Below are 11,658 nucleotides of genomic sequence, written 5' to 3'. Positions count from 1 at the left end.
CGGTGAGGAAGCGGTCCGCGTCGATGGGGGCGGGGGCGGTGGGGCGGTGGCGCCGGTCGTCACGGCGGCCCGGGAATCAGCGGGCGTTGCGCTCCGGCAGGTCCACCTCGGCCGGCGCGACCGTCACGGCCGAGCGGCCCGGCGCGGACGCGTCGTTCGTGGCGGAGGAGAAGCCGCGCGCGGTGGCCTTGACCGGCTTCTTGCCGCAGAACGCCGCTTCGAGCGTGCCGCCGAGCGCCGTGTTCGCCACGCCGCGGTTCGAGGTGTTGGCCATCGCGGTGAGGCTGCGCTTGCCGTCACGGGTGGCGAAGGCGTAGGTGTAGAAGCCCTGCACGGTGCCGGTGTGCCCGTACACCGAGGTGCCGCAGGACAGGTCGTAGCGGCGCAGACCGAGCCCGTAGAAACGGGTGTTGGTCGCGTCGGTGGGGGTCATCGTCAGCATCGCGTCCAGCGACCGGGACGACAGCAGCTTGCCGGTCACCAGCGCGGACATGAAGGTGCTGAGGTCGGCGGGGTTCGAGATCATCGCGCCGGCCGACTGCGCCCAGGACACGGTCTGTTCCGTCGAGTCGACCAGCGGCGCGCCGGCCTCGTCCGGGGTGAGGTAACCGCGGGTGTGCAACCCCTTGATCTCCGTGCCCGGGTGCACGTACGACGTGTCGCGCAGCTTCAGCGGCTTGATGATCCGGCGCTCGTACTCCTTCGCGACCGGACGTCCCGTGGCCTTCTCGATCAGCATGCCGACGACCACGAAGTTGGCGTTCGAGTACTTGTACGACACGCCGGGCTCGGTGGTGCGCGGCTCGCTCAGCGACAGGGTCACCAGGTCCTGGTAGCTGAACTGCTTGTTCCGCACGGCTTCGAAGCCGGGGACGGTCTCGTTGAACATGGCGTTCGTGTAGTCCGCCAGCCCGCTGCGGTGCGTCAGCAGGTGGCGCACGGTGATCCGGTCGTCCGGCAGCAGCCCGGGGAGGTAGTGGTTGACCGCAGTGTCCAGCTCGATCTTCTTCTCGTCGACCAGTTGGAGCAGCACGACGCTGGAGAAGGTCTTGGTGACGCTGCCGATCCGGAACCGGGCGCGGGTGTCCATCGCCGCGCCGGTGGTCTGGTCGCGCACGCCGACCGTCCTGCTCTGCACGCCGTCGACCCCACCGATGCGGGCCATCGCGCCCGGGGCACCCTCGGCGGTCGTGTTCCGCAGCGCCTGGAGGAGAGCCTCCAGATCGGGCGCGGGCAGCCCGGACTTGGAGGTCTGCGCGGCCTCGGCGGCCGGGGCCTGAGCGGTGGCCGGGGCGGCCTGGGCGGCGGTCGCCGGAGCGACACCGGCCACCACGGCCAGCAGGGCGGCGCCGGCGGCCAGGCGTCGGTTCATGGGCAGGGGCACGTTGGTCCTCGACTCTGTCGATATCTGTGGGAGGTCCCGGGGCCGCCGGACCGCATGCCGGAAGGCTCGGTCGGCGGACGGGCCGATCACGAGCTTACGAAAGATCAACGGCGAGCGGGAACCGCGGCCCCGAGGGACCCGGTGGAGCGAGTCGCGCGATGCCGGCCCTACTTGGGGTTGGTCACCTCCACCCAGGACTCCCACTTCCCGCTGACGGTGTGGTGCACCACGTAGGGGCCGCCGGACACGGCCGTGGCCTTGCTCAGCTCGGAGAGCACGTGCACGTCGAAGGACACGCCGTTGATGTGGTCGATGTCGGCCGCGAGCACCTTGCGCACGTACCCCTCGGGGTCGGCGCGCATCTCCGCCAGCCCCTTCTCGTCCGTGGTGAGTTCGAAGACTTCGAGCTCACGCGTCTCGACGTCGACGATGCGCCGCACGTTCGCCATGGGACAGGTCCTTTCGTGGGTTGCCCCCAGCTTGGGGCGGGCGGACCCCGGGACGGCCCAACCCGGTCGGCCGCCCGGGCGAGGAGCCCTCGTTCGGCTCACATCCGACCGCCGCGCACCCGGTTGCTCGAAGCGACGGCCCGGCAAACCGTTCGACGCCGGCGCGGACCGCTGCCCGGCCTCGGTCCGTGCGCCAACTCACCTCCATCACGATCGCCTTGACCGTCCCTGCCGAGGGCGTGGCGGGCGGTACGTCCGCGGCCGTCCCGGACCGAGAGGCTCCGTACGTAGTGCCGTTCGTCGGCGCACCCGGAGCTCGTCGCGCTGGACGAGCGGCGCACCGAACTCCTCGACCGCGGCCTCGCGGACCGGGGCCACGTCGACCCCGAGGACGTCACCCGGATCGTCCAGTGGCCCGTGGCGTACTGAGCCCCCGGCCGAACTCCCGAGGAACCGGGGCCGACCGGTACCCTGACGCGATGGTGAACGACGAGGACCGGATACTCGCGGACGCGCTGGGCGCGGCGGGTGCCATCGGCGGCGGATCCGGCGGGCGGTTCGGGGCCAGGTTGGCGGCGCGGTACCTGCGCAAGGACGTCCACGAAACCGCGCTGACCCTGGAACTCCCCCTGGACCGGGCGGCGACGCACGTGGGTGTGACGCTGGCCCGCGTGGGCCGCCTCCTGGACACCACCCCCGATCGGGGCGGCCCGGAGGTCGGGTCCGTGCTGCGGGCCCTCGTCGGCGGCGGCTTCGCGGGCATGAACCCGGTGGTGGTCACCGTGACCCTGACCCCCTCCGGCCCCGGCACCACCACGGTGGCCGTCCGCGGCGCGGCGAAGGAAGGCCTGATCAAACAACACGCGGGCCGCAAGACCACCTGTCTGGTCAGCGACCTGCTGGCCGCTCCCGGCACCCCCTGACCCGGGTCCCGGAGCGGCCGGGCGGTGGTCCTCGGACGTGGGCGACCGGGCCCTGCGTGGCCTTGAGGTGCTGCATCGCGGTCAGCTTGTGGACGAAGAGCAGGGCCGGCACGGCGGCCACCACGGTCGTCAGGTCGCTCACCCCGCCGACGGCGGAAACGGCGCGGATCTCCTCGGGCGTCTGCGCCGCGAGGCGGCCCGAGTCGCCGAAGATATGTCATGCTCCTGCCCACCGTCCCGGCCACCGTGCACCGGGTTCGGCACCGGACGGGACCGGGGTCCGCCCGGAAAGCGGAGGGGATCGTCCGCCACCGGGCCGCTGTTACCGTACGGGCATGCGCGCTCCGATCGGCCCCTTCACCCATGCCCGGCCCGCCCCCGACTGCCTCGACGAGCTGACGCTCCCCGTCGCGGAGGCCGTGCGCGGCCTCGCCGGGGACCTGCCCGTCGAGGAGATCGTGTACGTCGACACCGACCCGGCCATCGCCGACACCGCGGCCTTCGTCGCCCACTTCGGGCAGGAGCTGCTCGACACGTCGGCGAACTGCGTCGTCGTCGCGGCCAAGCGGGGCGGTGGGACGACCCTGGCGGCCTGCCTGGTGCTCTCCGGCGCCCGCGTCGACGTCAACGGCACCGTCCGGCGCCACCTGGGCGCCCGCAAGGTGTCCTTCGCCCCCATGGCGACCGCCGTGGAGCTGACCGGCATGGAGTACGGCGGGATCACTCCGCTGGGCCTGCCCGCCGACTGGGCGCTCCTGGTGGATCCTGCGGTCGCCGAACTGCCCCACGTGCTCGTCGGCAGCGGCAGCCGTCGCGGCAAGCTCATCGTCCCGGGACGGTTCTTCGCGCGGCTCCCCGGCGCCGAACCGGTCGCCGGCCTCGCCGTGGGATCGGGTCCCGACGTCCGCTGAGTGTCATCCGGGTGTCATCACCCCGCCGACCGGACGGGGCACCACGGCCGCGCGCTAGGACGTCCGCCAGGTGGGCATGCCCGCCGGGGCTCGGCGGGCCATCACCTGGGCGAGGGCCCGGTGGATCTCCTCGGCCTCCCGCCGGACCTGGCCCGGTACATCGCCCCGCTCCCGTATGAGCTGGTCGTAGATCGGCGCGTCGCTGCTGATGCTGCTCACTTCGGACTTCGCTCCCCTGAAGCCGGCGCCTTCGGCCGGGCGGGCACAAGTGTAGGGGTGCGCCCTCCCGGCGGCGGAACGAAGTCCGCCCCCGGCCGGCCCGGAAGGGTGTCCGACCGGCCGCCCCGCCGCACAACCACCGTGGCGGGAAGGCCTTTCCGTCGAGGCCGAGCGGGTCCGGCGCCACCGGCGGATCGATCCGCCCCGGGTCCCGCCAGGGGCCTAGGGTCGTCCCCATGAACACGCGCAGTCTCGTACGGACCTGGGACATCCTCCCCGACCGCGGCCAGGCGACGGCCTGGGTCCGGCTCACCGAAGGCGGCCTCACGGCCCGGGGGCGGGCCGTGGGCCTGGACCCCGAGCCGTACTGGGTGACGTACGCCCTGGAGACGGCCGACGACTACGTGACCTCGCGCCTGTTCGTCACCGTCGAGACGGAGGACGCCACCCGGGCCCTCGACCTGCGCCACGCCGCCGGTCGCTGGAGCGCCGACGGTTCGCACCGCCCCGACCTCGACGGCGCGCTCGACTGCGACCTGGGCCTGTGCCCGTTGACGAACACGATGCCGGTCCTGCGGCACGGGCTGCACCTCCACCCCGCCAGCCCGGCGCACCGATTCCTGATGGCCTGGGTGTCCGTCCCCGGCCTGGAGGTCTCGGCGAGCCACCAGACGTACACCCCGCTGGAGACGCAGGGGCCCGCCGCGGTCGTCCGCTACGAGTCCGACGGCTTCCGCAGCGACATCACCTTCGACGACAACGGCCTGGTCCTCGACTACCCGCACCTGGCCACGACACTGACCCGCTGACCCGCGGGCTCAGGCACGATCCGGCGGGACCGTCGGAGCGCGCCAAACGCTCCACCATCACCCGGGGTCCCACACGCGGCCGCGCCGCAGCCGGTCTCAGGGCCGCAGGGCGCGGCGCAGGGACATGCCGTGGTAGCGGCGCAGCCGGTACGCCTCCCAGACGGACAGGGCCGTCACCGTGACCGGCGCGCCCAGGACGAAGGCCAGGCGGGCGGCCGGCGGTACCTGGTCGTACGTGCCGTTGATCAGGTCCAGGACCGCCATCTCCCACACGAGCAGCGTGGCCAGGATCGGAGGCACCAACTCGTGGATGTCCGCGGTGCGGAAAACGTGGACGAGCGAGAGCCCGATGCCGTACAGGGAGAATCCGAGCGCCCACACGAACACCACCCCCATGGCGATCTTGCCCGGGAGGCCCACCGCGTCCCGCAGCCCCTGCCCCTCCGGCGCCACCACGATCACGGCGCTGAACATGGCGGTCATCAGCGCCGTTACGGTTCCGAGCGAGCGCAGGGCGCGCCGCAGGTAGAGGCGGCGTACGGGGCCCCGGGCGGCGGCCACGAAGGCGCCGACCACGACCGGGAAGGTGCAGGCCAGCACGAGCACGCTGTCCCAGCTCTGCGCGAAGCGGTCACTCGCGACGGCGCCGACGTCCGCGGCACTGGCGATCGCCGAGTAGGTGAACGTCAACGCGAGCCACGCGGCGGCGCCGAGCAGGGTCCGCCACAGCTGGAGCTTGTGCACCAGGGGATCCGAGATCAGGTCGGGGCGGGAGGGGCGGAAGACGCGCCGGGCGGCGTACACCGGGTTGATGACGAACCGCACCAGTTGTTGGCGCCGCGTCAGGAGCACCGGGGTGGGCGGGACGGGAGCGTACGGGTACCCCGGATACGGGCCTGCGGGCGGGTACGGGTACCCCGGCGGGTACGGGTACCCCTGCGGCGGCCCCGGCGGGTACGGGTACCCCTGCGGCGGCACCGGTGGCGCGGCGGGCGCCGGCGTCCAACCGGGTCGCGGGGGCGGTCCGCCGCCCTGACCCTCCGGAGGACCGTGGTATCCGCCGCCCGTGTACATGCTCATGTTCTCCACCCCTGCCGAGCCGTCCTGTTGAGCAACCGCATGCTACAAGCGGCCCGTACCGCCCAACGGTCCCGAGCGGGCGGAGCGCGGCGTGCGTCGGGGCCGTGACCCGTACGGGGCCCGGGCGCCGGACCGGTCGGGCGAGGAGGTCGGCCGACCGGGGCATCCGGAAAGGGTGGAATGCCGTGACGGGCCGGGATCATGAGCCGTTGTCTCTCCATGGACGATTTCATGGTGAAGATCCCGGCCGACTGGCTCTCCCGGGTGTTCCTCTCGCTGCGCCGCGGAACCTCGGAGGACGCCCAGGCGTCGGCCGCCGAGCTCCAGCCGTTCACCGAGAAGCCCGGGCAACGGGTGCCGGTGCCGCGGAGCACGGTGCTGCGTACCGAGCTGGCGCTCCAGGGGGAGTTGCGGCTCGTGGCGGAGGACGCACGGCGGAAGGAGCTGTCCGAGCAGGCCCGGTACCTGGTCAACACCCGCCTCAACCCGTAGCGGGAGCCCGTCGGAAGCGGAGGCCCGTCGAACGGCGGAGGGGGCCGGCCCCGGTGGCCGGTCCCCTCCGGTCTCCGCCCGGTCTCAGGCCAGGCGGATCATCAGGCGGGAGCGCATCTCTCCCGCCGCTCTGCGGACCTCCTCGGTCCGCCCGTCGTCCTCCAGGGCGCACAGGAGCACCATCAGGGCCCTGGCCTCGTCCCCGCTGATCAGTTTCAGGCGCGGCTCGGTCACACCGTCCAGCAGCACGTCCAGCAATTCGTCCATGTCCCGGACAACGGGGAGCGGCCCCCGCACGTCACACCGGAGGGCTCCGCGGCGCTGCGGCTAACGCGCCCGGGTGCGCAGGGAGACCGCCAGCCGTGCGGGGTTGCCCGGGGCGCTGACCAGGGGGCGGGCGAGGCGGGCCGTCTCCACGCAGACGAACTGCCGGTAGCCGTCGTCGGTGAGGTCCGTCATCGTGTGCGAGAGCTCGGGGCCGGGATTCCAGACCACGACGTCGCTCTGGTGTCGGTGGCGCACCTCGATCGTGCGGCGCAGTCCCTCGTCATGGACCAGAGAGAGGGCGACGGGCTCGGTGTAGACCCGTTCGACGCGGCCGACGGGCCGCAGTTCCCGTTCCGCCGTGCCCCGCTCGTGGCGGAGGTTGTCGGTGTACCGCTCGCCCAGGTCGGTGAGTCCCACCGCGTCGATGTCACCGATCCGGAGGTAGGTGTGCAGCGCGGCGGTGGTTTCGTAGTCGCCGTGCGCCTCCAGTTCGACGTCACAGGTCGCGCCGAGCACGATCCGGGCGACCAGCGCGAACGCGTGCGGCCACACGGCGCGGGTCTCTTCGGAATCGCCGAGGGTGAGGGTCAGCCGCACGCCCTCGGCGGACTCCTCGTACGCGTCGAGCTCCCACCGGGCGGTCCGCGCGAACCCGTGGGAGGGGCTGCCGGCCGGTCCGAACCACGGCCAGCAGAGCGGAACCCCGCCCCGCACGGCCTTCCCCTCGGTCCACTCCGTCCTCTCGCTGAGCCACAGACCCGGCTCACCGCCGGCGGGCTGCCAGCCGACGACCTGCGCACCCTGGAGGGTGACGGCGCCCCGCACCTCGGGGTGGTCGACGACGACCAGGGGGAGCTCTCCGATCCGGCGCAGGCTGACGGAGGGCGTCAGCCGTTCGGCGACGGGGAGGGCGAGGAGGTTCTCGTTCATACGGTGACTCTTCAGAACGGACGCCCGCCCCGTCAAACCGGCACCCCGGGCGGGCGGTCCTGGCACGCGGGGCCAGGACCGCCCACCGGATTCACGAGACGCCGCGCGGGCGCCTCAAGGCGTCCAGGACCGCCCGCGGATCGCACCCGAGGGACCTGATCTCCGCGTACGTGCCTTCGGCTTCCTCCCCCCGGCCCATCAGGGCCAACTGCTCCCCGTACCCGGCGAGCGCCGCCGCGATCAGTTCCTCCCACCCCTGTTCCAGCGCTCCCATCCGGCGGGCGGCGGACAGGGCCTCGGTCCGCAGGGCGAGGGCTATGTCGGGCCGGTCCCAGAACTCCTGGGCGCTGTACGCGTACAGCGCCTCCACCAGCCGGGGCAGGTACGCGAGCGGACTCACCTGGACGAGTACGCGGTAGGCGGCGACCTGTCGGCGTACCGGCAGGGTCCCCGATGCGAGGAGGGACACCCGGGCCCGGAGGACTGCGTCGTGATTGATGTGCGCCGTGTGATCCATGAAGGTGATTCTGAAAGCCGCACAGGTACCCAAACAAGGGCAATCGCCTGTGCCGTTCGTCCTACGAAAATGCCGCCTGACCTGTCATGATGGAAACGTCTTCACCCCTGTGCCCCCTCGACGGCCCGTCAGGACCCCTCGTGCGGAGGCCGAACCGCGATGTGACGAGATGCCATTGGGGGCGTTCGGGTGGAAAGGAACCCCCTGTGCAACCGCGCGCGGAGAGTGATGAGTCCTGACGTTCAGTGACGATCTCGGGAGGTTCGATGACCACCACACCGACGTACGCACTCTCGTCCCGAACGCCGAAGTGGGCGCTCGATCCCTACCGTTTCCCCGGCCTGCAGGACCTGGACGCGGACGATGACACCGACCGCCCCGACGAACGGCCGGTCCCACCCCACGCCGACGAGCCGCCGAAGTACGCACGCTGAGACGAGCCCGGGTGTACCGGCAAGCCCCATGAACGACCGACCGCCCGCCCGTGCGGCCGTGGGAACGGCGAGCACGGTGCGGGCGGTGTGGGTGGCGCGGTGTGAGTCGTGCGGTGTGGCGGGCGGCGGGCGCCGACCGGTCAGGCCCCGGACGGTGCCGTCGCGTCGGCGCTCTTCTCCGCCTTCGGCACCTCGGGCGCCGGACGGTCCGTACCGGGCCGGGGAGCGGTGTACATCACCGAACCCTGCTTGTTGTCCTTCTCGATGAGCCCCTTCTTGGCGAGGCCCTCCAGGGTGTTGCGCACCACCTGCGTGGAGGTGGACCGGCTGGGGTGGGCGGCCGTCAGCTCGGTGGACACCTCACTGACCATCCGGGGCTCCGCCGCACCGGTCAGCAGGGCCAGGACGAGCTCGCGCAGCGGAGGCTCGGCGACCTTGACGGCCTTCGGGGCCGCCTGCTTCTCCGTGGCCGGGGCGGCCTTCTCCGCCTTGACGGGGGCCGCCTTCGAGGCCTTGACCGGGGCGGCCTTCGAGGTGGTGGCCGGGGCGCTCTTCACGGCGCTCGCGGGCGCCGCCGCCTCCGGGGCGGTCTTCGCCGGGGTCGCCTTCGCGGGGGCCGCCGCGGCCTCCGTCGTCTTCGCCGGGGCGGCCGCGACCGCCGCGGTCTTCGGCGCCGTTGCCGGCGCCGGCTTGACCTTCGTCGCCGGGGCGGTCCTGGTCTTCGTCGCGGTGGCGCCGCCGGAGGGCTTCTTGGCCGGGGCCGCCTTCTTGGCGCGGGGCGCGGTGGCCGACGCCTTCTTCGCCTGCCGGGGCTTGGGGACGGCCCGGGTGGCCGGCGCCTCCTCGGTGGCGGGGAGCGGGACCGCGGTCACGGCCGCCGAGGACCCTCCCGCGAGGAACCCCGCCGGAGGAACCGCGCCCTGCGCGCCGCAGAGCCAGTCCTCGTCCGCCTTCAGTTGCTTCAACCGCGCTTCGAGCTCGGTGATCCGCGAGGAGAGGTCCTCCTGCTCCTTGCGGTTGGTCTCCAGATCGGCGGCGAAACGCTCCGCGTACAGGCTTTGGATGGGCGTGGTGTCCAGCTCGTCTGCCATGTCGGCTCGCTCTCCTGTGAGACCTGGTGTGTTGCTGCCGGATGGTACTCACCTGCGAGCGGCTGTAGTTGCCTCACGGCGAGATCCGCCCCGATCGGGGTCCAGGAAAGCGACATCCCGGCAATGAGCAGCGCTGAAACGCTCCTTCCGCACCGGCCGGAACGCGCGCGAAGGCCATGGGAGAGATGGTGCTCCCATGGCCTTCGTCCTGTCGCGCACGCCGCGGGGGGTTTGCGGGGCATGCACCTGGCGCGACATGAAGAGAAACGATCCGCCAGGGTCGAGGTCACGGGGGAGCGGCAACCGGTTTCCGGCAGGGCGTGCGTCGGGTGGGGCCCGGGCCCACCGGCCACGGCGCGACGTACCGGTATCGCGGGGTCCGGTGGCACTCACCTCGGCGCGTGGCTGAGACGTTCGACCACACCCCGCGGCCACACCTCTGCCCGGTATCTCCGGAGCACCCGCACACCGACCTGATCAGGCGAGCCGCGTGCCGCACCGGTGACAACTCCCGTGCCTCCGCACACCGCTGCGGGCCCGCCCCTTCGGTTCGCTGCGCTCCACCCGGTCGGGCAGGATGGGGCGGGTGGACACGACGGAGTCGCACGAGACGACGGAACGGGCGGGGTCGACGGAACGGGCCGGGTCGACGGAACGGGTCGACCTGTCGGAACGAGCCGACCTCACGGAGCGGGCCCGGGCGCTGGCCGCTCGGGGCGGGCGGCGGATCCTCGGGATCGCGGGGCCGCCCGGCGCCGGCAAATCGACCTTGGCCGGGCGGTTGGCCGCGGACCTCGGGCCCGCCCTCGCGGTGGTCGTGCCGATGGACGGATTCCACCTCGCCGCCGCCGAACTGGCCCGGTTGGGCCGGGCCGACCGCAAGGGGGCGCCGGACACCTTCGACGCGGCCGGCTACGCCGCCCTGTTGCGCCGCCTGCGCGACCCCGACGGCAGCACGGTGTACGCGCCGACCTTCGACCGTACGATCGAGGAACCCGTCGCCGGGAGCATCCCCGTGGCGCCGGGCGTGCCGTTGGTGATCACCGAAGGGAACTACCTGTTGCACGACGCGGGGGAGTGGGCGCGGGTGCGGCCCCTCCTCGACGAGGCGTGGTACCTCGCGCCCGACGACGCCCTGCGCGTCGCCCGCCTGGTCGACCGGCACGTGCGCCACGGCAAGGACCCCGCTCACGCCCGGGCCTGGGTCGACCGCTCGGACGAGGCCAACGCGCGGCTCGTCGCTCGCGGCCGCGAGCGCGCCGACCTGGTCCTCGACATCGGCTGAGCCCGGTGCGCCCGTGGATGCGATCATGAACGTGATCCCCTCGGACGACGAAGGAACGGGACGGCCGCCACCGTGAACGACAACACCGAAGCCGGTGAGGACGACAGGGCGTCCTCCTTGCCCGGCAGCGCCCCGCGGGTCGCGCCGAGGGTCGCCCTGGCCACCGACGCCTCGGGCATCGCGCACGACACCGAACTGCCGCTGTTGGTCGCGGCCCTGCGCGCACGGGGCATCGACGCGACGGCCGCACGCTGGGACGACGCCGGCTTCGACTGGGCCGCCCAGGCCGCCGTGATCATCCGTTCCACCTGGCAGTACACGGGCCGGCTGGCGGAGTTCCTTGCCTGGGCCGACCGGGTCGACGCGGTGACCGCGCTGCACAGCCCCGCCCGCGTGGTGCGCTGGAACAGCGACAAGCGCTACCTCGCGCAACTGGCGGCCCTCTCGGTGCCGACCGTGCCGACCCGCTTCATCGCACCCGGCGAGGACGTCGTCCTGCCGGAGCGCGGGGACATCGTCGTCAAACCCTCGGTGTCCGCGGGCGCCCGCAACAGCGCCCGCTACACCCCGACGCAACGCGCCGCAGCCGCGGCCCACGTACGCATGCTCCAGGCGGACGGCGAGACGGCGATGGTCCAGCCGTACATGGACCGCGTCGCCGACGGCGAACGGGCCCTGGTGTTCCTGGGCGGTCGGTTCAGCCACGCCCTGCGCAAGGGACCGGTGCTCACGGACACCGGCCGCATCGACAACGAGCGCGCGCCCCACCCCGACCTGACCCCGCACGTGCCCGACGAGGCCGAACGGGACCTCGCCGCGGCGGCGCTGGCCGCCGCGGCGGGGGCCGCGGGCGACGGGGCCTACTTG

Annotated in this window: 16 protein-coding genes; 7 read left to right on the top strand and 9 right to left on the bottom strand. The window is 73.0% G+C overall.

The window, feature by feature from the left end:
• Nucleotides 1-76 precede the first annotated feature (76 nt).
• Nucleotides 77-1,372: a serine hydrolase domain-containing protein gene (locus AB0D46_RS37640; protein ID WP_362884494.1), complete on the bottom strand. Its 1,296-nt coding sequence runs from the start codon at nucleotides 1,370-1,372 to the stop codon at nucleotides 77-79.
• A gap of 179 nt (nucleotides 1,373-1,551) precedes the next feature.
• A complete protein-coding gene (locus AB0D46_RS37635; RefSeq protein ID WP_362884492.1) occupies nucleotides 1,552-1,833 on the bottom strand; it encodes a hypothetical protein in 282 nt (93 codons plus the stop codon).
• A gap of 479 nt (nucleotides 1,834-2,312) precedes the next feature.
• Here AB0D46_RS37635 and AB0D46_RS37630 point away from each other — a divergent pair, with 479 nt between their 5' ends.
• A complete protein-coding gene (locus tag AB0D46_RS37630; protein WP_362884491.1) occupies nucleotides 2,313-2,756 on the top strand; it encodes a hypothetical protein in 444 nt (147 codons plus the stop codon).
• Here the strand turns inward: AB0D46_RS37630 and AB0D46_RS37625 are convergent.
• Entirely contained in the window at nucleotides 2,722-2,898 is a 177-nt protein-coding gene (locus AB0D46_RS37625; protein WP_362884489.1) for a hypothetical protein, read from the bottom strand. The genes AB0D46_RS37630 and AB0D46_RS37625 overlap by 35 nt on opposite strands.
• A gap of 193 nt (nucleotides 2,899-3,091) precedes the next feature.
• Between AB0D46_RS37625 and AB0D46_RS37620 the strand changes: the two genes are divergently transcribed.
• Nucleotides 3,092-3,667 carry a YbaK/EbsC family protein gene (locus tag AB0D46_RS37620; RefSeq protein ID WP_362884487.1) on the top strand — a complete coding sequence of 192 codons (576 nt, stop codon included), beginning with the start codon at nucleotides 3,092-3,094 and terminating at the stop codon, nucleotides 3,665-3,667.
• Between the two features lie 54 nt (nucleotides 3,668-3,721).
• Here AB0D46_RS37620 and AB0D46_RS37615 read toward each other — a convergent pair whose 3' ends face one another.
• A complete protein-coding gene (locus AB0D46_RS37615) occupies nucleotides 3,722-3,886 on the bottom strand; it encodes a hypothetical protein (RefSeq protein ID WP_362884498.1) in 165 nt (54 codons plus the stop codon).
• A 236-nt stretch (nucleotides 3,887-4,122) separates the two neighbouring features.
• On the opposite strand from AB0D46_RS37615, the gene AB0D46_RS37610 reads away from it, so the two are divergent.
• Nucleotides 4,123-4,695: a putative glycolipid-binding domain-containing protein gene (locus AB0D46_RS37610; RefSeq protein WP_362884485.1), complete on the top strand. Its 573-nt coding sequence runs from the start codon at nucleotides 4,123-4,125 to the stop codon at nucleotides 4,693-4,695.
• Nucleotides 4,696-4,791: 96 nt separating this feature from the next.
• On the opposite strand, the gene AB0D46_RS37605 is transcribed toward AB0D46_RS37610, so the two are convergent.
• The gene (locus AB0D46_RS37605) at nucleotides 4,792-5,775 is read right to left on the bottom strand and encodes a hypothetical protein (protein ID WP_362884483.1); all 984 of its coding nucleotides are present in this window, start codon (nucleotides 5,773-5,775) and stop codon (nucleotides 4,792-4,794) included.
• A 231-nt stretch (nucleotides 5,776-6,006) separates the two neighbouring features.
• Here AB0D46_RS37605 and AB0D46_RS37600 point away from each other — a divergent pair, with 231 nt between their 5' ends.
• Nucleotides 6,007-6,267 (top strand): hypothetical protein, encoded by a 261-nt coding sequence (locus tag AB0D46_RS37600; RefSeq protein WP_362884481.1) that lies wholly within the window; start codon nucleotides 6,007-6,009, stop codon nucleotides 6,265-6,267.
• Between the two features lie 84 nt (nucleotides 6,268-6,351).
• Here the strand turns inward: AB0D46_RS37600 and AB0D46_RS37595 are convergent, their stop codons facing one another.
• From AB0D46_RS37595 to AB0D46_RS37585, 3 genes are all read right to left on the bottom strand, one after another.
• On the bottom strand, nucleotides 6,352-6,534 hold the full coding sequence (locus tag AB0D46_RS37595) for a hypothetical protein (protein ID WP_362884480.1): 183 nt from the start codon (nucleotides 6,532-6,534) through the stop codon (nucleotides 6,352-6,354).
• Nucleotides 6,535-6,594: 60 nt separating this feature from the next.
• A complete protein-coding gene (locus tag AB0D46_RS37590) occupies nucleotides 6,595-7,464 on the bottom strand; it encodes a D-hexose-6-phosphate mutarotase (RefSeq protein ID WP_362884478.1) in 870 nt (289 codons plus the stop codon).
• 91 nt (nucleotides 7,465-7,555) lie between these two features.
• On the bottom strand, nucleotides 7,556-7,981 hold the full coding sequence (locus AB0D46_RS37585; protein WP_362884477.1) for a hypothetical protein: 426 nt from the start codon (nucleotides 7,979-7,981) through the stop codon (nucleotides 7,556-7,558).
• A 266-nt stretch (nucleotides 7,982-8,247) separates the two neighbouring features.
• Between AB0D46_RS37585 and AB0D46_RS37580 the strand changes: the two genes are divergently transcribed.
• The gene (locus tag AB0D46_RS37580) at nucleotides 8,248-8,415 is read left to right on the top strand and encodes a hypothetical protein (protein WP_362884475.1); all 168 of its coding nucleotides are present in this window, start codon (nucleotides 8,248-8,250) and stop codon (nucleotides 8,413-8,415) included.
• Between the two features lie 140 nt (nucleotides 8,416-8,555).
• On the opposite strand, the gene AB0D46_RS37575 is transcribed toward AB0D46_RS37580, so the two are convergent.
• Entirely contained in the window at nucleotides 8,556-9,506 is a 951-nt protein-coding gene (locus tag AB0D46_RS37575; protein ID WP_362884473.1) for a hypothetical protein, read from the bottom strand.
• Nucleotides 9,507-10,170: 664 nt separating this feature from the next.
• Here AB0D46_RS37575 and AB0D46_RS37570 point away from each other — a divergent pair.
• Both AB0D46_RS37570 and AB0D46_RS37565 read left to right on the top strand, forming a co-directional pair.
• Nucleotides 10,171-10,791 (top strand): nucleoside/nucleotide kinase family protein, encoded by a 621-nt coding sequence (locus AB0D46_RS37570; protein WP_362884496.1) that lies wholly within the window; start codon nucleotides 10,171-10,173, stop codon nucleotides 10,789-10,791.
• Between the two features lie 72 nt (nucleotides 10,792-10,863).
• Nucleotides 10,864-11,658: hypothetical protein (locus tag AB0D46_RS37565; RefSeq protein WP_362884471.1), on the top strand; the 795-nt coding region annotated here is incomplete at its 3' end.

The sequence above is a fragment of the Streptomyces sp. NPDC048383 genome, from assembly GCF_040651775.1.
Taxonomy (GTDB): domain Bacteria; phylum Actinomycetota; class Actinomycetes; order Streptomycetales; family Streptomycetaceae; genus Streptomyces.
This window is presented reverse-complemented; position numbering and strand designations above follow the sequence as displayed.